Below are 24,472 nucleotides of genomic sequence, written 5' to 3' on the forward strand. Positions count from 1 at the left end.
ACGACGGTGACGCCACAACATCAACTCAATGCAAATAGTCCTGGAAGCGGTAATAAGCGCCCACGAACGGCAGGAACCACGGCTTGCCGAAATGCCCGGGAATCGCCGGCCAGTCGAGTTCGCGCCAGGGGTTGGCCTCGACCTTGCCAGCCATCACCTCGGCCATGACCTGGCCCATGTGCACCGACATCTGCACGCCATGGCCGCTGTAGCCCATGGAGTGATAAACCCCGCCGTGCTGACCGGCGCGAGGCAAGCGGTCGGACGTCATGTCCACCAGTCCGCCCCAGCAGTAGTCGATCTTCACGTTGGCCAACTGCGGGAACATCTGCACCATCGCCGCTTGCAGCACCTTGCCGCTCTTGGCGTCGTTCACGCTGTCGGACATCGCAAACCGCGCACGCCCGCCGAACAGCAAGCGGTTGTCGGGGGTCAGGCGAAAGTAGTTACCGATCATGCGGCTGGTGACATAGGCACGCCGACCGGGCAGCAGCTGATCGATCAGGACCTGTGGCAGCACCTCAGTGGCGATCACGAAACTGCCGACCGGTACGATCCGCCGCCGATACCAACCCAGGCCGCCGTGCTGACAGGCGCCGGTGGCCAGCAACACTTGCCCGGCGTGCAGCGAACCCTTGGCGGTATTGACCCGATAGCCGCCGGCCTGGGCTTTCCAGTCCGTCACGGGCGTGCCTTGATGGATCAACGCACCGTGACGCGCCGCCGCCTCGGCCAGCCCGACGCCGAAACGCCCGACGTGCATCTGCACCCCGTTGCGCTGCAGCAAGCCGCCGTGGAACTGCGCCGAATTCACTTCAGTGCGGGTCTGTTCGGCGGTCAGCAACTCGACCTCGGCATCGACTTCCTGGCGAATCAATTCGCAGGTGCGCGCCAGGCCTTCGTAGTGCATCGGTTTGGCTGCCAGTTTGAGCTTGCCGTTGCGCTTGAGGTCGCAGGCGATCTGCTCCTGCTCCACCAGCGACACCACGCTCTGCACCGCGCTTTCATACGCCTGGTAATAAGCGCGGGCCTTGTCGGCACCGAGGCTGGCGCTCAGCCCGGCGTAGTCCTGGGCAACGCCGGTGTTGCACTGGCCGCCGTTGCGCCCGGAGGCTTCGCCGATCACCCTCCCGGCTTCCAGCACCACCACACTGGCGCCCTTCAGCGCCAATGCGCGAGCCGCCGCCAGACCGGTGAAACCGCCACCGACGATGGCCACGTCGACCTGCCCGGGCAACGCGCCAAGCTGAGCACCGGTAAATGCCGGTGCGGTGTCGAGCCAGTAGGATTCACTGCCCATGTTTAACCCGCCTATGCCAAGAAGAGTGCCGCGTTACCGTTCGACTCAGAGACCGACCAGCGCCGCCAGCCCACCGATGTCGGTGATCTGCTGGTAGCCGTAGAACGCATTGCCCGGAACCTCGTGACCACGGGCGACAAACGCCTTGTTCTTGATCTTCATGTCGTGGGCCGGCATCAGGTCGTAACGGAAACTCGAAGACACATGCAAGATGTCTTCCGGGCCGCAGTTGAGGTTGTCGAGCATGTACTCGAATGCCGCCAGACGCGGCTTGTAGGCCTGGGCCTGCTCGGCGGTGAAGACTTTGTGAAACGGTGCGCCGAGCTTGTCGACGTTGGACATGATCTGGCTGTCGCTGGCGTTGGAGAAAATCACCAGAGGAATCTTGTCGGCGATTTTCGACAGGCCGGCCGGTACGTCCGGGTGCGGGCCCCAGGTCGGCACGGCGTCGTAATACAGCTGACCTTCGCCACGGTACTCGATGCCCCAACGCTTGCAGACTCGCGCCAGTGCGGTCTTGAGGATTTCGTCATACGGCATCCAGTCGCCCATGACCTGATCCAGACGATAGGCGGAGAAATCCTTGACGAACTGATCCATCTGCTCGGGCACCACGCGATCGGCGAACAGTTCGCGAGTCATCGTGCCCATGTGGAAATTGGTCAGCGTACCGTAGCAGTCGAACGTAATGAATTTGGGGCGTAGAAAGCTCATTGAGTGCGGTCCTGAAGTTCGTTGAGGTCATGGCGCGACAGGCATTCACTTCGTTTTTCGAAGCGGTGATGCAACGCTGCAGCACACCGTCATTACAACACCGTGAAATCAGCAGATGGCGTTAAAAGCGACCTCTGCTTGATACAAACCACCGTTTTAGCCTCCCCCCTCAGCAGACTTTGCGGCTCGCTCCAGCCTTGGGCAAACCCCGTACTTGTGCGCTCTTATGGACCTTGATGGCCGCGCGAGGCTCAAAAATGCCCGCATTCACGGCAGAACCTGCGCCGGGCGGAACGAAAACGGGCGCGTCCGTCAGGAAGCGCCCGTTTGGGTGCTGATTAAAGAGTGTTGAAGATCCGGAGGTTATATGGAACCTGTGGGAGCGAGCCTGCTCGCGATAGCGGTGTGTCAGGCAAAATTTATGTCGACTGACCCTCCCTCTTCGCGAGCAGGCTCGCTCCCACAGGGGACAATCAGTGGGCCTTACTGCGCGATATCGATCAGCACACTCTTGAAGCGCAAGTTGGCTTCGAAGGCTTCGCGCCCCAGGTCCTTGCCGATGCCGGAGCGTTTGTAGCCGCCGGTCGGCAGAATGTAATCGTTGCTGCGTCCGTAACGGTTGACCCACACCGTGCCCGCCTCCAGCCGCCGGACCAGTCGCAGGGCTCGATTGATGTCAGCGGTGTGCACGCCCGCCGCCAGGCCGTAGGTGTCGTGCGCGGCCAGGCTCACTGCCTGCTCTTCGTCATCGAACGCCTGCACCGTCAGCACCGGGCCGAAGATTTCTTCGCAGACCGCCGGGTTCTGGTTGTCCAGGCCCGCCAGCAACGTCGGCTGGTAATAAGCCCCGCCCAACCCTTCGAACAAGCCACCGCCGGTCAGCACTTCGGCCCCGGCCTGGCGCGAACGCTGGACGATGCCGTCGATGCGGCTGGCCTGCAACCGGGAAATGATCGGCGACAGTGTGCTCTCGGACGACCAGGTCGGCCCCGGCCGCAGCGCCTCGAAATACGCCTGCAGGTGCGCAATGAACGGTTCCATGATCGAGCGTTCAATCAACAACCGCGAACCGGACACGCACACCTGCCCGGCATTGCCGGTGATGGCCAGCGCCACGGTACGCGCGGTTTTTGCGATGTCCGGCACGTCGGCGAACACCAGCTGCGGGCTCTTGCCGCCCAGCTCCAGCGTCACCGGTTTCGGCCCCACCAGCGCGCAGGTAGACATGATGCTCGACCCGGTCGCCGTGGACCCGGTGAAGGTCACCTTGCCCACCCGCGGATGACGACACAAGGCATCGCCGGTCACGCGGCCATCCCCCTGAACCACGTTGAAGATCCCGGCAGGAAGACCCGCCTGCACCGCCAACTCGGCGAAACGCAGACTGGAGAACGGCGTCAGCTCCGACGGCTTGAGCACCACGGCATTGCCGGCGGCCAGTGCCGGGGCGACTTTCCAGGAGGCCATGCTCAGCGGGAAGTTCCACGGCGCGATGGCCGCGATCACCCCGTATGGCTCGGCGATCTGCATGCCCAATCGATCCGTCTGGGTCGCGGCGACATGGCCGCCATGCTTGTCCGCCAGTTCGGCAAAGAAGCGAATGCCCTCGGCGACATAAGGAATGTCCCAGGCGATCACGTCTTTATGCGGACGGGTCGAACCCACCGCTTCCAACGGTGCCAGGACGGCGGCATCGGCTTCGATCAGATCGGCCCAACGGCGCATGACCCGTGCCCGTTCCCGGGGTGGACGGCTGGCCCAGTCGCTGCGGTTGAAAGCCTGCCAGGCATCATTGACCGCCTCATCCACCAAGCCCGCATCAGCGATTGGCAACTGGGCATAGGCCTGGCCGTCCGAAGGGCGGACCACCTCCAATCCCGGCTGGGCATCGCGGTATTGACCGGCAATAAAGTGAGCGCTGCGCACAGCGATAAGACGAGGATCGAAGCTATCCATGGAGCACTCCAAAAAGGGACGGCGAGGCGTGAACTCAGGCCTCCATCGTAGGAAAAAAGCCCAAGCATTTGCTGCCGACCTTATGGGGCAATTAAGTAGTAAGTATGGTCTGCGGGCCTGCGACGTGAGGAATCTGCCGAATCTTCCCGGCCCCCTTGTCAGGCCTTCACGCAGATGGGATACAGGCACCCTAGCGCCGGAAAACCGGTTGATCGCGCACACTGTAAAACGGAGACTCGCCATGTCCGCCTCGCTACCTTCTGCTTATGTCTATCGGCCGATGACCGCTGCCGACATTCCTTCGGCCCATGCCTTGTCTGTGCAGTTGAAATGGCCCCATCGCCTGGAAGACTGGGCGATGTTGCAGCGGGTCAGCGAAGGTTTCGTGGTGCTCGATGGCGAACGATTGATCGGCAGCGCATTCACTTGCCCGCAAGGCAAGTTCGCTACCATCGGCCTGGTGATTGTCAGTGATGACTATCAGGGCAAGGGCATCGGTCGCCGGTTGATGGAATATGCGCTGGAGGCTTGCCAGTCATGCACGCCGATGCTCAATGCCACCCTCGCCGGCGCACCGCTTTATGCCAGCCAGGGTTTTGTCGAGTTCGGCCGGGTTCAGCAACATCAAGGCCAGGCGCAAGCACCCGCGCTTGAAGCACTGGCGGACGGTGAAGAATGTCGCCCGCTGCGCGCGGCTGATCAGGCTCGTCAACTGGAACTGGCCAACGCCGGCAGCGGGTTGGACCGCCAAGCGGTGCTCACGGATTTGTTGGGGGTGGTCGAGCATTCGGTGGGCATCGAGCGCGACGGTCAATTGCGTGCCTTCGCCCTGCTGCGCCCCTTCGGCCGTGGTCGTTGCCTCGGCCCGGTCATCGCTGAAACCCCCGAGCAGGCCAGACACTTGATCGCCGTGTTGCTGGCCCAGGTGCCGGACACCTTCGTGCGGATCGACATTCCGGCGGACAGTGGTTTGGGCGAATGGCTGGAGCAGGCCGGTCTCAAACAGGTCGATACCGTGGCGCAAATGGCACTCGGCACGCCACCGCGTGCGGTCAACGGCGTCCGCCAATTTGCCCTCGTCACCCAAGCCATCGGCTGACCCCGGCGCACGATGAAACAAGCGCCACCCAACACCTTCTACCCCCCATTTGCAGGGAGCGTCACCCGTATGTCTCAACCTACCGTTCTGCTGTTGGCTCGCGCCGACGGCAGCCGCGTTTCTACGTCTTTCAAAGCAACGCCCTTGAGCTCCATCGACCCGTTCATGGAGGGTCGTCAGGTCGCCTACATCGGACCCGATGGCGTCTCGGCGGGCATCGTTCACGCTAGCGAAGCCCTCGATATCGATGACTTTCCGCACACCGAAGTGATCGTGGTTCATGCCGGGCATGTGCTGCTGCAATCCCAGGGGCAGACGCTGGAACTGGGGATCGGTGCCAGCGCCGTGATCGGTCGCGGCACAGCGCTCAAGCTTGAGGCGCAACCCGATACGTGCTGGGCCTTCTGCGCCGTCACCAGCCCCACCGCCGAACCGGTGCCGGGGCTGACCGCGCTCGACCCGCTGGCGATGCTGTCCCCTTCGACGGCACCGGAACCGCAAATACTGATCGGGCCTACGCCGCAGTGCCGTTCCCGCAACGCCTTTGAAGATGACGCTACTCATCTGCGCGTAGGTGTCTGGGATTCGACGCCGTACACCCGCCATGGTCGAGCGCACAAACTCAACGAGTTGATGCACCTGCTCGAAGGCAGCGTGACTTTGCAGGCACCGGATGGAACCAGCGTAACCGTCAACCCCGGTGATACCGTGTTCGTACCGCAAGGCGCACCGTGTGCCTGGAGCAGTGCGCGGTATGTGCGCAAGGTTTATGCCGTTAAATAACGGCCATGAAGCACTGGGAGCGGGCTTGCTCGCGAAGAGGCCATAACATTCAGTATCCGTATTGAATGTAAATCCGCCTTCGCGAGCAAGCCCGCTCCCACATTGGATCTGTGGCGTTCGCAAAAAAGCGTGTTCACAGCAAATCCCTTGTGGGAGCGAGCCTGCTCGCGATGAGGCCGGCTCAGCAGCTCGGCAGTTGCTACAAGGCCTGCGCTTCAGAACTTCCCGCCCAACGGATATTCAATCGCCAGACGAATCTGATCGGCATCCAGCTCGGCCTGCGCCGAATTCCCTCGATGGACCGCATGCCGCAAGGTAAATCCAAGGTTCTTCGCCGGTCCCGACTGCACCACATACTTGGCTTGCAGATCACGTTCCCAGTGTTTACCGCCCTGCCCGTAACCCAACCACGTGTAACCACCATTGGGGTCCATGTGACTGCCATCGATGCCGCTGCCGCGTACATACAGCGCGCCGAAGGACAGGCCGGGAACGCCGTAGCCGGCCATGTTCAGATCGTAGCGGGCCTGCCAGGACGCTTCTTCGGGGGCGTTGAAGTCGGACAGCGCCACCGCGTTGCTCAGGTAGATCGCGCCACGGGTCACGTAGTCGAAGGGCGTGTCGCCGTCGACCTTTTGATAACCCAGGCCGAAGCTGTGGGAGCCGACCTTGTAGGTGGAGAGCAAACTCCAGGTGGTGTTGTCGATACGACCGGACAAGGCTTTGCCAGTGTCCTGGGTGCGATACAGATTGAGGTCGAAGATCAGGTCCTGGCCTTCGGTCAACGGCTGTGTGTAGACCGCGCCCAGGTAATGCTGACGCCAGGTATCGTCATACACCGCACTGAACAGGCTGGCATTGAGCCCTTTGATCGAAGTGTTGCGCGCACCGATCAAGTCAAAGCTGTTGCCCTGTTTGCCGTTGGAGTAATTGACCACGAAGCCTTGGTCATGGCTGGTGGCGTTACGGTCGGTACTCTCGTTGAAGTGCCCGCCATACAGCGTGGTGCCGGGCAGTTCGCGGCTGGTCAGCAGCCAACCGGTGGCGGTCTCCGGCAACAAGCGACTGTCGGATGAGCCGAACACCGGGGTTTTCACTCGCTGCTCTCCATAGCGCAATTCAGTGGAGGAAAAACGCAGTTTGGCCACCGCGCCGCCTCGGCTGAACTCGTCTTTGGGGTGACCTTCGTTGTCCACGCCCAGCACCCGCGCCTTGCCGGCACGCCCGCCTCCGCTGTCCAGTTGCCAGCCGGAATACAGGTGCGCGTCCAGCCCAAAGCCTACGGTGCCGGTGGTGAAACCCGAGGCCACATCGGCCATCAGACCGTAAGCCCATTCCTCCGCCAGATCACTGCGCTGGGACCTGGGTTTATAAGCGTTGCGCGCGCCGTTGCTGAGCGAGCCGTGTTCATAATCGCGACGGTCATAGAGGCTTCGATTGAGCAGGTTCCATTGGCCGTCCTCTACAAAGCCTTTGGCGTTGTCTTGTTCCGATGCCTGAGCGAGCAGGGTTTGCCCTCCCAAGGCCAAAATCAGGGCGTGCGTGGTCAATGTCTTCACAGTTCGACTCCTGGAAAATCAGTCGTGCGTAGCGGGTGTGCAAGGTGTCCCGCCGAACGGGGGACACCAAAGGGCAACGCTAAGAATCAGAGATATTTGAGAATCGCGATGTCGCGACGGCGCTGTTTGAGGTTGGCGAACCAGCGCGTCGGGAAGAACAGCAACACCCCGAGGATCACGCTCCACAGCCAGACCATGGGCAGGTTATCGAAGCCGTAATAAGTACCCTGATTGGTGCCCCAGATCGCAACGGCCACCAGGTACATGACCTTGAGCACGTACAGGTGCAGCAAATAGAAGAACATCGGCGCACCGCCGTAGATCGCCAGGGTCGCGGTGGACCAGCGATCCTGGGCCTTCTCGAACACCGCCAAAAGGATCAGCCCCAAGCCGAGGGTCGGCATCAGAAACATCAGCGACGGCGGGTACTTCTTCGCGCTCATGAAGCTCATGAACGTGCGCAGGGAATCACCCGTTTGCACCCAGGGTTTCTCCCCGTAGACATTCAGATAACGGATGAACACGAACGCCACCAGCAGGCCAACGCCGACTTTCAGCAACCGGGAAATCCGTTCGGCCGGTTCAATGTCCTTGCCGAACCACGGCCCGATGGCCCAGCCCAGCAGAATCACCCCGATCCACGGCAACACCGGATACGTGGTGCGGGCCCGGGTGAACTCGGTGATGTCGATGAACACCCGCTGATGCAGGATCGACCACGGCACGTAGAACGGCGACTCCGGCCCCACGGTCACGCCGTCGAGCAGGTTGTGCCCGGCGACAATCGCTAATCCAAGCACGATCAACCAACCGCGCTTGAAGTGCAGTAACCCGGCGAGCACGATCATGCAGATGCCGATGCACCAGATCACTTGCAGCCACAACGTCTTGGGCGGGAACTCAGCGTTCCAGGCAAAGCACACGAACGTGAGTTCCAGAAACACCAGGAACAGTCCGCGCTTGAGCAGGAACACCGACGTCTCGTTGGCCGTGTGTTTCTGGCTGTAAAGCCAGGCCGACAAACCGGTGAGGAAGATGAACACCGGGGCGCAGATGGTGCTCAGCAGTCGGGTGAAGAACAGGTCCGGGGTCACGCTCAAGGCGTCGATCGGGTCGGTCACCTGGCGATGCAGCAAAAAGGTTTCCCGCACATGGTCGACGAGCATGCAGAGCATGACGAAGCCGCGCAGGGCATCGATGGCGAGCATCCGGGTGTTGGTTTTTGCAGCGCTGGAGACAAGCGCAGGGGAAACACTTCCCGCCTGCCCTGCCACGCTTGTGGATAGGGTCATATCAGTCACTCATGTCGTGGTCAGTGGACTACCGCGGGCTCAGCCCTGTTTCTTCAGCCTGGCAACTTCCGAGGCTGGCAGCTGCGACGGCGCCCGCGGCAAGGGTACCTGACCTTCCTTTCGATAGAACGACAGCGTCGAACTGAAGCTCTTCACGTCAAAGGGTTCGGCCTGGCCCTGGGGATTGATGCGCTCGCCGGCGGTGTGATCCTTGTATTCGACGGCCACCACATAGGTGCCCTGCCAGGGCAGCTCGAAACTGACCTTGCCATTCGCATCGGTGCGCCGGGTAAACACCTCACCGGAGCCGGTTTCCAGTACCACGTCCTGATCGGCCAGAGGCTTGTGCGCATAGAACACCTGGAACTGCGCCGCGCTCGCCTCGGCGACGCCCGTGGGCACGATATCCAGCGTCAGTTCCGGCGTGCGGGCGCGCAAATCACCGACCCAACGGGTGGCAGGCGTCCAGTAAGCCTTCAGGGTTTTATTGCCTTCATGAAGGTCGAAGATCGGGTAATGCGCGTCCTCGGCCAGCAGCGAGTCATCCGTCTTGGTTTGATGCGCCACGGCAAACGCCTGGCGCTGCAAGGTCAGGTTCAACGGTTGGGACCTGTTGCTGATCGACCAGCCCTTGAGTTGCCGGAACCGGTCCATCCCGCCCGGTGTGACTTCCAGCATGTTCTTGTCATATTCCCCGTAGTACAACGCCAGGGGTTGCCCCGGTGGCTGCTCGTACCAGATTTGATGCGCCTCGCTGCTGCTTGCCAGCATGAAGACGCCGTAACCCAACAGTGCTTTTTTTGCGTGGCTCATTCGCATTTTTTTGCGCTCCGATTGGTGTTGTTCAACGGATCGTTGCAGCCCCTGCAACGACCAGCCCCTCTCTCTGAACGCATTACAACGCAGGCTATTTTGTGCTTCGCTCCGAATTCATCGCTCATAACGCAAACGAAGACTGTTTTCGTCGCGTAAACAGCTATTTATGCGGCCTGTGCCAGCATGAAGCGTGTTGAGAGGTTTGGCGGGTGGGATGTCCAATCGAGGTGCATGCACAATGTCAGTCAGTAGGGTGAGGAACCTGTGGGGGCGAGCCTGCCCTAATGCCAATCAGTTAAGTATCTGAACACTGCAATCCTTGTGGGAGCGAGCCTGCTCGCGATAGCGTCGGGTCAGCCAACATTGATGCTGAATGTACCGCCATTATCGCGAGCAGGCTCGCTCCCACAGGGATTGCGGTACTAGCCGTCGCGCGCCTTTTTCAAAGGCGCGGCAGCTGCAAGGGAATGGTGTATACGCGGAGTCGGTTTCAGTGACGCAGTAATTTGCGCAGCGGCACGCCGTCCTTGAGCACGGGTGATTTGATGACAATGTAGCTGAAGTACTTGGAGATGCCGATGTTCTTGTCCAGCAGGCTTTCGATCACTTCCTGATAATGCTGAATGCTGCGGGTCATGAAGCGCACCAGGTAATCGTAGCCGCCGCTGATCAGGTGGCATTCGAGCACTTCATCGACCAGACGGATATTGGACTCGAACTTGGCGAAGTCTTCGCGCTTGTGGTCGCTCAAGGTGATTTCGGTGAACACCGTGACCGAGTCGGTGATCTTGGCCAGGTTCAGGTGCGCCTTGTAGCTGGAAATGTACCCGGCCGACTCCAGCCGCTTGACCCGTTGCAGGCAGGGGCTGGCCGACAGGCCCACGGCATCGGCCAGGCTGACGTTGGTCATGCGCCCGTCCTTTTGCAGCTCAACCAAGATGCTGATGTCGATCCGGTCCAGTTTTACTAAACCTTCCATTGCGTACCTCTTGACTGCCGTTTGTAAGACAATCTTCTAGCAAAATCAGCGCCGTAAAGACAGCTGATGCTGAGCCACCAGATCCGCCATGCTGTTGATGCAGTAATCCGCCGCGCACGGCGTCGGATGTTTGCTCCGGCCGCGACAGATCAGGCAGACAGCGCCCGTGCCCTGTTGCCGGGCGCAAGGCCGGGTCACCTGGAGGATGGTTTTGGCATCAAGGTCATTGGCCGCCAGCCAATCGTGATCCCGCAGGGGGTCGCTGGCCAGTGAAATGAAATCATCGGGCATGATCCCCAGACGCTCGCACAGCAGGCCGCGATCCTCGGCGTCACGATCGCCGTGCACCAACAGGCGGTAGAACTTGCGCAGGTAGAGCATGGCGCCGGGTGCGTCTTCGAACAGCGACCAACCCGCCACCGACCGGGCAAAGCTCATGCCCTCCTCCCAACTGGCTTTCAGCCCCCAGCGCTCGGCCAACTGACGGTGGGCGAAACACAGCAAGCCGCTGAAACCCAGTTCGCCGAAGCGTGGGTACAGCGCATGCACCACCTCACTGAACTCGGCCAGCACCCGGCTTTTGTCCGGGTGGCCGCCACGGCTGTCGAGCAACGGCTGTAACGCCGTCCAGACCCCGGAATCGCGATCCACCAGGACCTCATCGCAATCGATCAACAACGCTCGATAATCAGTCAGCCCCATGGTGTGTAAAGCCTCCGATGATGCATTCCATCAATCCTTGCTCCATAAATGCTCACGGGCGATGCCGTATGGCAGCGCCCCGAGCAGGCGTGAGCTCAGTTCAAGACTCGTGCCAGCGCAGCGTCGAGAATCTGCAACGCTTCGTCGACCTGTGCTTCGGTGGTCACCAGCGGTGCGAGGAAACGCAGCACGTTGCGGTACACGCCGCACTTGATCACCAGCAGGCCACCGGCCCGGGCTTCGTCGATCAGCCGCTGGTTCAGGTCGGCATCCGGGGTGCGCGCGTCGTCATCCTTGATCAGCTCGATCGCCAGCATGAAGCCGCTGCCGCGCACGTCGCCGATACGCGGGTAACGGGCCTGCAAGCGCAACAAGCCCTCACGCAAACGTTCGCCCAAGGCGTCGCCACGGGCCAGCAACTGTTCTTGTTCGTAGGCCTCGATCACCGCCAGCGCCGCAGCGCACGACAGCGCGTTACCGCCGTAAGTGCCGCCGAGGCCGCCGGGTAATGGCGCGTCCATGATCTCGGCCTTGCCCACCACACCGGACAGCGGCAAACCACCGGCCAGGCTCTTGGCCACGGTGACCAGGTCCGGCTGGATGCCGGCGTGCTGAAAGCCGAACCATTTGCCGGTGCGACCGAAACCGGTCTGGATTTCATCGAGGATCAGCACGATGCCGTGTTTTTCAGTCAGGGCACGCAGGGCCTGAAGAAATTCCGTCGGTGCCGAGAGGAAACCGCCATCGCCCTGCACCGGCTCGATAATGATCGCCGCGACCCGCTCGGGCGCCACTTGGGTGGCCAACAATTCGTCCAGCGCCTTGAGCGCCATGTCGCTGGTGACACCGCGATAGGCATTCGGATACGGGGTGTGGAAGACCTCAGGCGCGAATGGCCCGAAGTTCTGTTTATAGGGCTGGCTCATGCCGGTGAGCGTGGTGCCGAGCAAGGTCCGGCCATGGAACCCGCCACGAAAGGCAATCACTGCCGAGCGGTTGGTATGAGCGCGGGCGATCTTCACCGCGTTTTCCACGGCTTCGGCGCCAGAGGTGAAGAACGCCGCTTTATACGATTCCTGGCCGCCGATCATTTCGCACAAACGCTGGGCCAGGTCGAGATAAGGCTTGTAGGCCACCACCTGGAAGCACGCGTGGGAAACCTTTTGCAACTGCGCCTGCACCGCCGCGACCACCTTCGGGTGATTGTGGCCGATGTTCAACACACCGATGCCGCCGACAAAGTCCAGGTAGCGCTTGCCGTCCACGTCCCACAATTCTGAACCTTGGGCCCGATCGATCACCAACGGATGCGCGGTAACCAGGCCACGTGGCACGAATTGATCGCGCTGACGGAGCAAATGAGGGGTTTCGTCGACTTTGCTGTTCATGGCATTTCCCATCGTGAGTCCGGCAACCGGGAAGTGGTTGCGATGGTGTTCAGGTTAAGGCTTGCGCGAAACGAACTACGCCGAACTTGCCCCCTGAGAAATTCGGATCGACTGTTTTCACCCCGCCAAACGGCAGATTCCTTCAGCCCGCCGAATCTGCCGATGGATGGCCGATACCACGTTACTCAACGCGTTAAACCCGCTGCTTTCGACAGATCCTGCGCTGGCGTTGCGCGATGATGGGCAGCCCCTTCACCTTTCAGGAAATGCCCATGGCCCTGCTGTATAAAGCTGACCCTGTGCGCGGCGAACAGTGGCAAGCGCTGTTCGCCGAACACGCCCCGGATATCGAATGGCGTGCCTGGCCGGACATCGGCGACCCTACCGACATTCAATACCTGGCCGCATGGCAGGCACCCGACGATCTCGAGGTTGTGCTGCCCAATCTGCAGGTGCTGTTTGCCTTGTCCGCCGGCGTCGATCAACTCGACCTCAATCGCCTGCCGACGAGCTTGCCGGTGGTGCGCCTGCTAGACCCCGGCATCACCCGTGGCATGTGTGAATACGCCACTTTTGCCGTGCTCAGCCTGCACCGGGACATGCTGCGCTATCGCCAGCAACAAATGACCCGCCGCTGGCAAGCGCACTTGCTGCAACCGGCGGCGAGACGTCGGGTCGGGGTCATGGGGCTCGGCGCTCAGGCGCAGCAGATTCTGACAACCTTGCAGCCGCTGGGCTTTGCCTTGTCAGGCTGGGCGCGCAGTGCCCATCACATTCAGGGGGTCGATTGCTATGCCGGCAACCAACAACTGCCAGCATTCCTCAGCCAGTGCGACATTCTGTTGTGTGTGTTGCCATTGACCGAACAGACCCAGGGCATTCTTGATCGCCGGCTGTTTGAGCAACTGCCCCGTGGCGCGGCGCTGATCAACATGGGCCGTGGCGGGCATCTGGTGGAAGGCGATCTGCTTGAGGCGCTGGACAGCGGGCATTTGAGCGGCGCGGTCCTGGATGTGCTGCAACAGGAACCGGCACCGGTGGATCATCCGTTCTGGCACCACCCGCAGATTCTGCTGACACCGCACATCGCGGCGATGACCCAGCCAGAAAGCGCCTTTGGGGTGTTGCTGGAGAACATTCGTCGACATCAACGGGGGGAGTCGATGCTCGGTGAGATCGATCGTGCGCAGGGTTACTGATGGCCCATGCAGTAACGGGCGCTCAGGGGCGCCCGTTATGTTTAGTGTTAGTGGATTCCAGGAATGCGGTTATCGCAGGCGATGTGTTGCCCCCCGCGTCGGAAAAGTTGGTCCTGCATCCGCCGGCAGCGCTCCAGTTCCTGCTGCATCGAACGATCGATGCTGATATTGCCGGTCTTCTCTGGTTGTTTGCCGTCGCCCAGGCGCAATGTCATCCAGGGCTGTTCCGGCTGGAGCTGGAAGCGGCTTTTTTCTTCAACGGGCGTGGTGGGTTTGGTGGTTTCGATCGCGGCCGGTTTCGGCAGTTGATCGGAGGTGACCCCATAACGGGTCAGAATCGAGCTTTGAGGCAGTTCTGCGGCGGCGGTTGCCGATAACAAGGCCAGCGCCAGACCGAAGGTGTACCTCTTGCTGTTACTCACGTTGCAAAATCTCCTGTACTCAATGGCGGCATGCAGCACCGGCGTCATAGGAATAACGCGTGGATGGGCTGATGGTTTAGTGCCAGATTCCTGATGGTGCAGGTATTGGAGTCCGGGTGTGAACGGTGAGTCACGTAGGCAGGCAGGATTACCGCGTTATCGTTCTTCGCGAGCAAGCCCGCTCCCACATTCGATCTTCAGTGAACACCCAATATGGGTACGCCTGCGATCAAAATGTGGGAGCGGGCTTGCTCGCGAAGAGGCCCTTACCAGCGCCGCATCACCCTCAGGCGATCACAATCCCGCTACCGGACAAACTGTCCAGCCCGACACCCACCAGGGTCACCGAATCACTGCCGAACGTCAGCAGCGTATCGTGCCCCACCGCCGTGGCATGGGCCCGGTAGTCGTCGTTCGGCGCAACGCCCTGAACCCCGAGGAACACCAGTTTGTCGTTGGCTTGATAGCCCACCACCCGGTCCTGGCCAAACGCACCGCTGAACAGGAACGTATCGACCCCGCCACCCGACTCCATCAGGTCATTACCCGCCCCGCCGACAAACACGTCATTGCCGGTGCTGCCAATCAAATGGTCGTTGCCATCGAGGCCAAACAACCAGTCACCCGTTGCGTGCGCCTTGAGGGTGTCGGCGCCGGTCGTGCCCTTCACGCTTGAAGCGTATTGAGTCAGGTTGCTGCCGACCGCAAGGCCATTGGCGGTGACGCTGTGGGTCACGTCATCCTTGAACACCCCCCAGAGAAACCCCGGCTCTTTGGTGACAATGCTGCCGATGTCGCGAGTAATGCTGATGCCGCCATTGGCGTCGCGCACATAGAGGTTGCCGGCACCGTCATTGGCGAAGGTGAAGTTCTTCACCGACTGCTGCAGGTCCAGCACGTTGCTGCCCTTGCCGCCCAACAGGATGTTGTAGCCACCGCCATCGCGGAAGGTGTCGTTACCGTCACGGCCTTCCAGGTAGTCGTTGCCCTTGCCGCCCTGGATCAGGTCATTGCCGTCGGTGCCGATGATGAAGGTGCTGCCTTTGTGGGTTTCGGCGTTGCGGTTCAAGTCCTGGACCCAGGTGTTGCTACGCGCCGGGTCCGAGAGGTTGGCGACGATGATGGTCGAGTCTTTACTGGTCAGGTCGTAGAACTGCGACTCCAGCACCCGGGTCATGCCGTCGCCGTAACCGGTGGGCAAATGCGAGATCCAGGTGGGAACGTTGAGGATGGAATACGGCAGCACATTCCACGCCGTCGAGGCGTAGTGGTCGTTGAAGCTGATGATGTTGTCGGTCGTCGAATCCTTGGCGGCATCGTGCACGCCCACCGAGGACAGGTTGAACGAGGAGCCATCGAGGGCACGAAACACCGGGTCGTTTTCATAACCGATGTTCAGCACTTTGTCGTTGCTGCTTTGGGTCGGCGAGGCGTAGGCGATGTAGTTGGAATCCTGGTAGAACCCGGACCATTTGTTGCTGCTCAAGTCCGCCAGGCTATTGACCGCCAACCCGCCAAGGCTGTGGCCGCTGACCAGCACGTCCTTGCCCGACAGCCCATTGGCCTGGGCAAACGCCGCGACGTTACCGAGCAATTTGCCGAAGGCTTCGCCCACGTAGTTTTTCGCATAATCCTTGGGACCCAACGCCGCCAGCAAATCGTTGATCACATCACCGATGGAGTCGCCGATCTGGATTTCTCGCGGGCCGCTGGTGCCGCGAAAAGCGATGCCGACTTCGGTGAGATGACCCTGGGCGTCGTACTTGCCGAGGATCTCCACTTGGGCGCTGGTGTAACCATCCTTCTCGCCGAAGAAGGTTCCGCGAGCATCGGTCTTGCCGTCATAGCCCAATTGCGCGGCGGTGATCGGCGTCCAGCCGGCTTTTTGCACGGCGTCGAGTGCGGCCTTTTCCGAATCGGGGTTCCAGGGAATGCCGGGAATGACGCCTTGGGAATCGGTGCCGCCGATCAGTGCGGTCACCAGGGTTGCCGGCAAGCCCAGGCCGAAGCCGTTTTGCTGATAACCGGTGGCGAAACCGTTGTCGAGGTTGTGATAGGAATACAGCGTGATCGCCATGGCGTCGCTGAACAACGCCTTGGAATCTGCTGTGCCGAAGTTTTTATAGTCATACACACCCATTGGTATTGCCTCTCTCTTTGTTGGAATTGTCAGAGATAGCTCACAACCAGGACGCCTCACTGACGAGGCGCCCCGGAGCATTTAGTGCATGCAGCCTTTACGCAAACGTAATTCCCGAAGCCGAAAGATTATCCAGACCCACGCCCACCAGCGTTACGGCGTAATCGCCAATCTTGAGCACGGTATCGTGGCCGGCCTGGGTCGCGTGCTGGGTGTAGTCATACCCCTGCCCCGCGCCCTGGACGCCCATGAACACCAGTTTGTCGCTGCCCTGATAGCCATTGATCGCGTCGAAGCCGAAGGCGCCGCTGAACAGGAAAGTGTTGTTGCCGCCCGAGGCCTGCATCACGTCATTGCCCGCGCCACCGACGAAGGTCACGTGGCTTTTGTCGCTGCGCAGCAGGTCGTCGCCGGCATTGCCGAACAACCAGTCACCGTCAACGCTGGCCACCAGCGTGTTGCCGTAGACATCGCCGTTGAGCGAGTGGTTGTAGTGGGTCAGTTCCGTGCCATTGAGCAAGCCATTGGCGGTGACGTTGTAGGTCACTTCCTTGCTGCCCCACCACGAACCCGACTCCTTGCTCACCAGCGCGCCGATGTCACGGGTCATGCTGATGCCACCGTAGGCATCGCGCACATACAGCGTGCCGTCGCCATCATTGGCAAAGTTGAAGTTCTGCAACGGCTTCTGCAGTTCGAAGGTGTTGCTGCCCTTGCCCCCCAGCAGCAGGTTGTAGCCGCCGTCATCGCGGAACCGGTCGTTACCGTCACGACCTTCGATGAAGTCATTGCCCGCGCCGCCCTTGAGCAAGTCATTGCTGTCGGTGCCGATGATGAACGTGCTGCCGGTGTGGGGCTCGCCGCTGCGGCCCAGGTCCTCGACCCAGGTCGTGCCTCGGGACGACTCCGACAAGTTCGACACGATCAGCGTCGAGTCCTTGTCGGTGAGGTCGTAGAAGCGCGAGTCGATCACCCGGTTCAAGCCGTCGGCATAGCCCAACGATCCGTGGGCCGACCAGTTCAGCGGGTTGAGGATGCTGAACGGCACCAGGTTCTGCGCGGTGGAAGCGCATTGGTCATTGAAGTTGACGATGTTGTTGGTCGCCGAATCCTGATGACCGTCGTGCTTGCCCAGCGAGCCACTGCTGAAAGTGGTGCCGTCGAGCACTCGAAACACCGGGTCGTTCTCGTAGCCGATGTTCAGCACGTTGTTGCCGGTGGCGCTTTGGGTCGGTGAGGCGAAGGCGATGTAGTTGGCGTCCTTGAAGAAACCGCCCCAATTGTTCCCGCTCAACTCCGCCAGGCTGTTGACCCCCAACCCGCCGAGGCTGTGCCCGCTGACCAGCACGTCCTTGGCACTCAGGCCGTGGGCGATGGCGAACGCGGCGACACTTTTGAGCAAAGTGTCGAAGGCGTTCTTTGCGTAGTTCGTCGCGTAATCCACCGGGCCGACCGCGGCCAGCAGGTTGTTTTTCATGTCGCCGAAGGTGTCGCTGTACCCCAGGCCGCCGGTGCCACGGAAGGCGATACCGATGCCGATCAGCTTCCCTGCCCCGTCGTATTTACCGAGTACTTCGGCTTCGGCGCTGGTGAAGCCGTCCTTCTCGCCATAGAAAGTGCCTTGGCTCCCGACCTTGCCCTGATAGCCCAAGGCTGTGGCGCCAATCGGCGCCCAACCTGGCGCCGACAGCGGCTGGCCGGTCGGCGTGTACGCGTAGAGCGTCAGCGCGATCGCGTCGGGGTACAACGCCTTGCCGGCCTCACTGCCGGCATTTTTGTAATCAAACAGTCCCATCTTCTTGCTTCCTTTGCGTCAAATCAGAACTGCCAGTCCAGGGTCAGGCCCACACCGTGGTCTTTTTCCCGGGAGCCGAGCAGCCCGTTGTAATCCAGGTTCAACCGGGTATCGCGGCCTAGCGCCAATCCGGCACGGACACCCACCACTGCAGCATCACGGTCCATGGACACGCTTTGCACGCTGAACGCGGTGTTGCCGTTGACGAAGGCCAGATGGTCTTCGGAACGGGTGCTGCTCAGGTTGTGCTGCCAGCCGAGCGTGCCGGACAGTTCCAGCTGTTGCTGGTCGGACAGCGCAATGGCTTTGCTCGCCCGCAGGCCGAGGGTCGAGAGCACCGCATCGCGATTGTTTTCACCGCCCTTGAGTGCGGCGGCGTCACCTTTTTCGCTGAAGCTTTCAGTGTTCAAGTGCACGTAGGCCAGGTTGACGAACGGCTCCAGAGCGATCGGTTGCAGGTCCAGGCGATACGCCGCTTCGGTGAACAGTTGAGCGGTGGTCGCATCGCGTTTGGATTTCTGCTTGCCGCTGACGTCACCGAATTGCAGGTCGCGTTTGACGTCGATGCGATGCCAGCTGTAAGCACCGCCGACGCTCAGGCGCAACGCGTCGATTTCATGGCCCAGGTACGCACCCAAGTGGTAGCTGTCGACCGAGGCCGACGAATGCGTGCCATCGCCCATGCTCAACGAGCTATCGCTATAACCGGTAACGAAACCCAGTCGCGTATCTTCAGTGATCAAGCCATCGACACCGGCCAGCAGCCCGCCGATGGAGCTGTTGGAACTGGCGTAGTCATGCCCGCCATCGCTCTTGCCCCAGGCGCCGAGCACTTTGAGCCAGGCGTTGCTGCGGTCATCGGTCGGTGCCGCCGCGTCGAACAGATCGTGCTCGCGCAGACGCTCGCCGACCGCATCGCGCAGGTAACGGCTGTCGTTGATCAGCAACGTGCCGATTGCCGGATGAATCTCACCGGACAGTTGCTGGAACGCTTGTTGCGCGACAGCGGCGGTCGGTGATAGCAGCAGGGTTTCATAGAGTGGATTGCCTGCGCCCAATTGCTCGGCGGCAGCGGCCACGGCCCGTTGGTTCGGGGTCTGGCCAACGCTGGTGAAGGATGTTGCGTTACGCACCACCGCCAGTTGAATACCGTTAGCCGAATAATCGAGGGTGCCGCCGAGGAACAGGTAGTCCGGCACCACCGCACCGAAGCGCCCTTCGATTCCGCCGGCCGCTTGCAGGATGTTGTACTGCTTGCCCAGCAGGGTTTTCACCTCAGCGGTGGTCAACAGCGTCGGGCTGTTTTCCAGAGACAGGCTGACCGTTGCGCCTTCGATGATCGCCTTGCCACCGGCAATGATCTGGTCGCTGTTGGTGGGCGACAGTTCTACGGCGTAGGTCGAGCCAGGCTCGAAGGTCACGTCGCCCGCCACCTGCAAGGTGCCGATGGAGTTGCCGGGGGCCACGGTACCGCCGCTTTTCGCGGTCAGCGCCGCAATGCTGCCGTTACCGCCGAGGATGCCGCTGTTATTGACCGTAACGGCCGACAGCAGCGAACCGTTGATGGCCAATCGGCCCTGATTGACCAGGGTCGGGCCGGCGTAGGTATTGGCGCCGGTCAGCACCAGCGTGCCGATGCCCTGCTTGGTCAGGCCGCCATGGCCGGAAATGTCGTTGCGCCAGACGTCGAGCCCGCAGTGCACGTCATTGCACACGCGCTCGGTGGGTTTGCCGGCGTCGATGATCGCGCCGATACCCGGCAGGTCCGCGACAAACTGGCTGGAGCCGTAGGCACCTTCGATGCGGAACTCCTCGGGAATATCCTGCTCGGTCACGAACATGGCCGGGCCATCGATGCCTTTGCGCAGGTTGATCATGCCCCAGCCGTACAGCGCGTCGACGCCGGGTGCGCCAAGGTCGGTGGCGGTGGTGCGCAGCACGCTGGCGACCTGCGCGCCGGTCATGTACGGAAAGCGTTCCATCAACACCGCCATTGAGCCAGCAACGTGCGGCGCCGCCATGGAGGTGCCGTTGTAATTGGCGTAGCCGGTGGTCAGGTTATCGGCATTGGTGCCGCTGATGATCGAGCTGTAGATCCGGCTGCCCGGTGCCGACACGCAGAAACTCGCGGTGTAGCCGCAGCGTGACGAGAAGGTGCTGATGTTGTAAGGGTCGGGGCTGTTGATGTCCGGGTTCTTCTGCAACGCGGCGACGGTCATCCAGTTGGGTGCGATCTGCGGGACGAAGTAACCGAGGCCCGCGATGGCGTCCGGGTTGTTGAGGTTGTAGTCGTTGCCGGCGGCGAAGATCGTCACGATGCCGCTGCGGGCCGCCGCGATGGCGCCATCGTAGGCACCACCGGGTTTGGTCCCCAGCAAGGTCTGGATCTCGTTGAACTGCAGTTGCGCGTCCTGCACGGTGAAGTGCGGGTACGCCGGGTCCCGGCCACCCAAGTCGAAGCGGTCGGTGATGCCGATGCCCCAGCTGTTGTTGATGATCCGCGCGCCGCTGGCGATCAGGGCATCCCAACCGGCCTTGTACACCGCGCCGTCGTTGCCGCGAATGATACCGTCTTCCGGGCCAGGGTCACCGTTGTCGGCGCTGATGATTTGCGCGCCAAAGGCGACACCGTGCATCGGCCCGCCATCGCGACTGCCCGCGGCGATCCCGCCAACGTGAGTGCCGTGGGCACCGAGTTTGCCGTTGGAGCCCACCGAGGGTGAACCGTCATATAGAAAGGCGTCCCCGGCTTTGACCGGAATGTACGGGTCGGTGTATTCGCGGATGCCGCTGGTGACCAGCGTGATCACTTTATTGGTCCCGGAAAACTCTGGGTGCAACGCGTAAACCGGTTGGTCGAAGATCCCCAGTTTCACGCCTTTGCCGGTGTAACCGGCCGCGTAGGCATCCTGAGCATTGATCGCTCCCAGGCCCCAGTCGGCGTTGAACTCTGTGCTGCGCCAGCTGTTGGGATCGCCTGTCCTGCCGTTTTCCACGTAGGGCGCCGCGTGTGCGGTGCCCAGGGTTGCCAATGCACAGAGCAAGGCAAGGTTGTTGTACTTGTTATTCATCGAACTACCGTCCTTAGTTGTGTTGCCAAAATCCTTGTGCCTCAAGGCCCACCCAATTCCTGTCAGTCAAGGCACGGAACCTGTGGGAGCGAGCCTGCTCGCGATAGCGTCGGGTCAGTCAAGATTGATGCTGAATGTTCCGCCGTCATCGCGAGCAGGCTCGCTCCCACAGGTTTGCGCACCTTGACTAGGCATGAGGGCAATCCCCTCGCCGCCGTTAAAACTGCCAATTGAGACTCAGCCCGACGCCATGGCTCTTCTCGCGGCTGGCCAGTTGGCCGGTGTAATCGAGGTTCAACCGAACATCCCGGCTCAAGGCCAGGCTGGCATGGGCGCCCACCAGCGCCGCATCGCGAACCAGCGGCGAGCTTTCCACCACGAACGGTGCGCTGCCGCTGGCAAACGCCAGGTGTTCTTCGGAATCGGTGTGGCTCAGGTTGTGCTGCCAGCCAAGGCTGCCGCTCAGGTCCAGGTGTTGCTGGCCAGACAGCGTCAGCGTTTTCAGTGCGCGCACGCCCAGGGTCCCGAGTACTGCGTCACGTCGGTCGCCACTGCTTTTGAGCGCCGCGGCGTCACCTTTTTCGGTGAAGCCCTCGGTGTCGAGGTGCACGTAAGCGAGGTTGGCGAACGGTTCCAAAGCCAGTGCTCGCAGGTTCAGGCGATACGCCGCTTCGCCGAACACCTGGGTGGTCCCGGCGTCGACCTTGGCTTTCTGTCTGGCGCTGACGTCGCCGTATTGCAGGTCACGTTTGACGTCGGCCCGATGCCAGCTGTAGGCACCGCCGGCGCTCAGACGCCAGGCGCCCGTTTCGTGGCCGGCATAGGCGCCCAGGTGATAACTGTCGACCTGCGCTGATGAGTGAGTTCCAGAACCCATGTTGACCGAGCTGTCGCTATAACCGGCGACCAGACCCACCCGGGTTTGGTCATCCACCGCGCCATCGACACCGGCCAGCAAACCGCCAATCGACGTGGTGTAGCCGACGGTGTCGTGGCGGTCATCGGTCTTGCCCCAGGCACCCAATGCCTTGATCCAGCCATTGCTTCGGGAACCATCGGCTTCATTGAGACGCTCACCCACCGCGTCGCGCAGATAACGACTGTCATTGATCAACACAGCGCCCAGCGCCGGGTAAATTTCCCCCGACAGCTGCTGGAAGGCCTGTTGCGCCGAACTGGCGGTCGGCGACAGCAGCAGGCTTTCATAGACCGAATTACCCGCGCCAAGCCCTTCCACAGCGGCCGCGACGGAACGCTGATTCGGCGTTTGCCCGACGCTGGCGAAGGTTGTGGCGTTACGCTCAACGCTCAGCTGAATGCCGGTTGCGGAGTAATCAAGGCTGCCACCGATGAACAGGTAGTTGGGCAGCACCGCGCCGAACTGGCCTTGAATACCGCCCGCCGCTTGCAGGATGTTGTACTGATGGCCCAGCAGGCTTTGCACTTGTTGGGTGCTGAGCAAGGTCGGGCTGTTTTCCAGGGACAGGCTCACGGTGGCGCCGCTGACCGTGGCCGTACCGCCCGCCATAATCTGGTCGCTGCGGGTGGGCGACAGTTCGACGGCATAAGTCGAACCCGGCGCAAACGTCACGTCGCCGCTGACGTGCAACGTACCGATGGAGTTGCCGGGCGCCACGGTGCCACCGGCATTAGCGGTCAAGGCGGCGATCCGCCCGTTACCGCCGAGGGTGCCGCTATCATTGACGATCACCGCCGATGTCAGCGAACCGTTCACCGCCAGCAAACCGCCGTTGACCGTGGTCGAGCCACGATAAGTGCTGTCGCCAGTGAGCATCAATCGGCCGGCGCCGGACTTGATCAGGCTGCCTTCGTAGACTCGGGTGGCAGCGGCGGAGTCGCGGGCTGTGCCCACTGCGTAATCGGTTTGATCCTGCTGACTGGCGCCGAGCGGAACACCCCTCTCCCAGCCTTTGTCCTTCAACGTCTGTTGCCAGGCACTGTGCTCGGCGGCGTCTTCGGCCTGACGCTGAATCAGTGCCTTGTCGGTAATGCCGTTGCTCCAGACATCGCTCTGCCCTGCCCCCAGATTGGCGTCGAACGTTCCAAGCAACTGCCCCGGCCCGTGCATCGCCCGCTCAAGGTTGGCCACGCCCCAACCGATGCGTGTGCTCGGTGCCTCGGTGATCGAACCGTCGAGTTGGGTCGCAGTGGTCAGCAGCACCTCCAGTGCCTGCTGATTGTTCATGTACGGATAACGCTCCATCACCAGCGCCAGTGCCCCGGTGGCATGCGGCGCGGACATGGAAGTGCCGGATTTGATCGCGTAACCGCCGCCGGGAATGGTGCTGTCGATCTTCGCCCCCGGCGTGGTGATGCACCAATACTTGGCGATCCCGCACTGGTTGTATTTCTGCTGGTTGCTTTGATCCAGCCCCGACACCGCCAGCCAGTGGCCTTCCAGGTCTGGCTGAAAATACGGTAAGGACGAACGCACGCTGGCATTTGGGTAACCGCTGTTGCCGGCGCTGAACACGTTGATCACGCCACGGCGCGAAACGTCGGCGGCGGCATCGAGCCAGGTGCCTTTATTCCAGTGCTGGGCGTAGGCGGCGTGCAGGTCGTCGAGGGTTCGGTAACTGACGTCTGGCGGCTGGCTGCCCCAGCTGTTGTTGATCGCGCGTACGCCTGCATCTGCCAAGGCGTTATAGGCCGCGGTGAAGTAGCGTGGGTCGGGGCTGGGGCCGAACAGGAAACTGTCGTTCTTGTTGGTGTTGCCGACGTAGATTTGCGCGTTGAATGCCACGCCGTGCATGCCGGTGCCATCCCGGGAAGCGCCCATGATGCCGGTGACGTGGGTACCGTGAGAGTCGTTATTGGCGTTGAGTGTGCCGCCGACATTGAACGCTGAACCGTCGACATAGCTGCCGCTGGCCATCACCGCGTGATACCGGTCTGCGGCAAATTCGGGATGGGCGGAATCGAAACCGGAATCCAGCGCGCCGATTTTCACGCCTTTGCCGGTGATGCCGGCGGCATAGGCTTGATCGGCCTGCATGCGCGCCAGCCCCCAATCGCGCTGGAACTCCGCCGAGCGCCAACTGGCGGGGTCGCCGGTTTGGCCGGTTTCCAGATAAAGCGCCTGGGCTGGGCCTGGTACTGATGAAATCAAGAGCAATAGGGTGCCGACCGACATCGGCTTGATCTGTACGTCCATGTTCATGACTCTCGCTTTTCTTGTTTTTTGTAGGAGCTGCCGCAGGCTGCGATCTTTTAGCGTCAGCAAGACGCCGGAAGAT

17 protein-coding genes are annotated in these 24,472 nt (G+C 61.4%); 3 read left to right on the plus strand and 14 right to left on the minus strand.

Annotation, left to right across the window (positions count from 1 at the left end):
• Positions 1-25 precede the first annotated feature (25 nt).
• The 3 genes from KGB14_RS06140 to KGB14_RS06150 form a co-directional block, all read right to left on the minus strand.
• Positions 26-1,300, minus strand: coding sequence for an NAD(P)/FAD-dependent oxidoreductase (locus KGB14_RS06140; protein ID WP_223484789.1), 1,275 nt, complete (start codon positions 1,298-1,300; stop codon positions 26-28).
• 45 nt (positions 1,301-1,345) lie between these two features.
• Positions 1,346-2,014, minus strand: coding sequence for a haloacid dehalogenase type II (locus KGB14_RS06145; RefSeq protein WP_223484797.1), 669 nt, complete (start codon positions 2,012-2,014; stop codon positions 1,346-1,348).
• A 483-nt stretch (positions 2,015-2,497) separates the two neighbouring features.
• Positions 2,498-3,970: an aldehyde dehydrogenase family protein gene (locus KGB14_RS06150; protein WP_223484799.1), complete on the minus strand. Its 1,473-nt coding sequence runs from the start codon at positions 3,968-3,970 to the stop codon at positions 2,498-2,500.
• Positions 3,971-4,211: 241 nt separating this feature from the next.
• Here KGB14_RS06150 and KGB14_RS06155 point away from each other — a divergent pair, with 241 nt between their 5' ends.
• Positions 4,212-5,069, plus strand: a complete 858-nt coding sequence (locus tag KGB14_RS06155; protein ID WP_223484808.1) for a GNAT family N-acetyltransferase — start codon at positions 4,212-4,214, stop codon at positions 5,067-5,069.
• 69 nt (positions 5,070-5,138) lie between these two features.
• Positions 5,139-5,852, plus strand: coding sequence for a cupin domain-containing protein (locus KGB14_RS06160; RefSeq protein WP_223484810.1), 714 nt, complete (start codon positions 5,139-5,141; stop codon positions 5,850-5,852).
• A gap of 215 nt (positions 5,853-6,067) precedes the next feature.
• Here the strand turns inward: KGB14_RS06160 and KGB14_RS06165 are convergent, their stop codons facing one another.
• The 6 genes from KGB14_RS06165 to gabT all read right to left on the minus strand — a co-directional run bounded on the left by KGB14_RS06165 (position 6,068) and on the right by gabT (position 12,588).
• Positions 6,068-7,411, minus strand: coding sequence for an OprD family porin (locus tag KGB14_RS06165; RefSeq protein ID WP_223484812.1), 1,344 nt, complete (start codon positions 7,409-7,411; stop codon positions 6,068-6,070).
• A gap of 86 nt (positions 7,412-7,497) precedes the next feature.
• The gene (locus KGB14_RS06170; RefSeq protein ID WP_223484814.1) at positions 7,498-8,703 is read right to left on the minus strand and encodes a DUF1624 domain-containing protein; all 1,206 of its coding nucleotides are present in this window, start codon (positions 8,701-8,703) and stop codon (positions 7,498-7,500) included.
• Positions 8,704-8,742: 39 nt separating this feature from the next.
• A complete protein-coding gene (locus tag KGB14_RS06175) occupies positions 8,743-9,516 on the minus strand; it encodes a DUF4198 domain-containing protein (RefSeq protein WP_223484816.1) in 774 nt (257 codons plus the stop codon).
• A 493-nt stretch (positions 9,517-10,009) separates the two neighbouring features.
• Positions 10,010-10,498 carry an Lrp/AsnC family transcriptional regulator gene (locus tag KGB14_RS06180; protein WP_008055821.1) on the minus strand — a complete coding sequence of 163 codons (489 nt, stop codon included), beginning with the start codon at positions 10,496-10,498 and terminating at the stop codon, positions 10,010-10,012.
• 45 nt (positions 10,499-10,543) lie between these two features.
• Positions 10,544-11,200: a 2-haloalkanoic acid dehalogenase gene (locus KGB14_RS06185; RefSeq protein ID WP_223484818.1), complete on the minus strand. Its 657-nt coding sequence runs from the start codon at positions 11,198-11,200 to the stop codon at positions 10,544-10,546.
• A 95-nt stretch (positions 11,201-11,295) separates the two neighbouring features.
• Positions 11,296-12,588: a 4-aminobutyrate--2-oxoglutarate transaminase gene (gabT, locus tag KGB14_RS06190; protein WP_223484820.1), complete on the minus strand. Its 1,293-nt coding sequence runs from the start codon at positions 12,586-12,588 to the stop codon at positions 11,296-11,298.
• A 272-nt stretch (positions 12,589-12,860) separates the two neighbouring features.
• Here gabT and KGB14_RS06195 point away from each other — a divergent pair, with 272 nt between their 5' ends.
• A complete protein-coding gene (locus tag KGB14_RS06195) occupies positions 12,861-13,787 on the plus strand; it encodes a 2-hydroxyacid dehydrogenase (RefSeq protein ID WP_223484822.1) in 927 nt (308 codons plus the stop codon).
• A 47-nt stretch (positions 13,788-13,834) separates the two neighbouring features.
• Here KGB14_RS06195 and KGB14_RS06200 read toward each other — a convergent pair whose 3' ends face one another.
• The 5 genes from KGB14_RS06200 to KGB14_RS06220 all read right to left on the minus strand — a co-directional run bounded on the left by KGB14_RS06200 (position 13,835) and on the right by KGB14_RS06220 (position 24,390).
• On the minus strand, positions 13,835-14,209 hold the full coding sequence (locus KGB14_RS06200; protein ID WP_223484824.1) for a hypothetical protein: 375 nt from the start codon (positions 14,207-14,209) through the stop codon (positions 13,835-13,837).
• Positions 14,210-14,495: 286 nt separating this feature from the next.
• The gene (locus KGB14_RS06205; protein WP_223484826.1) at positions 14,496-16,349 is read right to left on the minus strand and encodes a polyurethanase; all 1,854 of its coding nucleotides are present in this window, start codon (positions 16,347-16,349) and stop codon (positions 14,496-14,498) included.
• Between the two features lie 97 nt (positions 16,350-16,446).
• Positions 16,447-18,144, minus strand: a complete 1,698-nt coding sequence (locus tag KGB14_RS06210) for a polyurethanase (RefSeq protein WP_223484828.1) — start codon at positions 18,142-18,144, stop codon at positions 16,447-16,449.
• A 23-nt stretch (positions 18,145-18,167) separates the two neighbouring features.
• Positions 18,168-21,215 carry an autotransporter serine protease gene (locus KGB14_RS06215; protein ID WP_223484836.1) on the minus strand — a complete coding sequence of 1,016 codons (3,048 nt, stop codon included), beginning with the start codon at positions 21,213-21,215 and terminating at the stop codon, positions 18,168-18,170.
• A 217-nt stretch (positions 21,216-21,432) separates the two neighbouring features.
• The gene (locus KGB14_RS06220) at positions 21,433-24,390 is read right to left on the minus strand and encodes an autotransporter serine protease (protein WP_223485042.1); all 2,958 of its coding nucleotides are present in this window, start codon (positions 24,388-24,390) and stop codon (positions 21,433-21,435) included.
• Positions 24,391-24,472: the final 82 nt, after the last annotated feature.

This window comes from Pseudomonas sp. A-RE-19 (assembly GCF_019956555.1).
Lineage (GTDB): Bacteria > Pseudomonadota > Gammaproteobacteria > Pseudomonadales > Pseudomonadaceae > Aquipseudomonas.

Coding starts and splice junctions, on each gene's coding strand:
- KGB14_RS06160 (WP_223484810.1), top strand. CDS start 5,139: ATGTCTCAACCTACCGTTCTGCTGTTGGCTCGCGCCGACGGCAGCCGC.
- KGB14_RS06215 (WP_223484836.1), bottom strand. CDS start 21,215: ATGAATAACAAGTACAACAACCTTGCCTTGCTCTGTGCATTGGCAACC.
- KGB14_RS06140 (WP_223484789.1), bottom strand. CDS start 1,300: ATGGGCAGTGAATCCTACTGGCTCGACACCGCACCGGCATTTACCGGT.
- KGB14_RS06145 (WP_223484797.1), bottom strand. CDS start 2,014: ATGAGCTTTCTACGCCCCAAATTCATTACGTTCGACTGCTACGGTACG.
- gabT (WP_223484820.1), bottom strand. CDS start 12,588: ATGAACAGCAAAGTCGACGAAACCCCTCATTTGCTCCGTCAGCGCGAT.
- KGB14_RS06195 (WP_223484822.1), top strand. CDS start 12,861: ATGGCCCTGCTGTATAAAGCTGACCCTGTGCGCGGCGAACAGTGGCAA.
- KGB14_RS06170 (WP_223484814.1), bottom strand. CDS start 8,703: ATGACCCTATCCACAAGCGTGGCAGGGCAGGCGGGAAGTGTTTCCCCT.
- KGB14_RS06185 (WP_223484818.1), bottom strand. CDS start 11,200: ATGGGGCTGACTGATTATCGAGCGTTGTTGATCGATTGCGATGAGGTC.
- KGB14_RS06180 (WP_008055821.1), bottom strand. CDS start 10,498: ATGGAAGGTTTAGTAAAACTGGACCGGATCGACATCAGCATCTTGGTT.
- KGB14_RS06220 (WP_223485042.1), bottom strand. CDS start 24,390: ATGGACGTACAGATCAAGCCGATGTCGGTCGGCACCCTATTGCTCTTG.
- KGB14_RS06175 (WP_223484816.1), bottom strand. CDS start 9,516: ATGAGCCACGCAAAAAAAGCACTGTTGGGTTACGGCGTCTTCATGCTG.
- KGB14_RS06205 (WP_223484826.1), bottom strand. CDS start 16,349: ATGGGTGTGTATGACTATAAAAACTTCGGCACAGCAGATTCCAAGGCG.
- KGB14_RS06150 (WP_223484799.1), bottom strand. CDS start 3,970: ATGGATAGCTTCGATCCTCGTCTTATCGCTGTGCGCAGCGCTCACTTT.
- KGB14_RS06210 (WP_223484828.1), bottom strand. CDS start 18,144: ATGGGACTGTTTGATTACAAAAATGCCGGCAGTGAGGCCGGCAAGGCG.
- KGB14_RS06155 (WP_223484808.1), top strand. CDS start 4,212: ATGTCCGCCTCGCTACCTTCTGCTTATGTCTATCGGCCGATGACCGCT.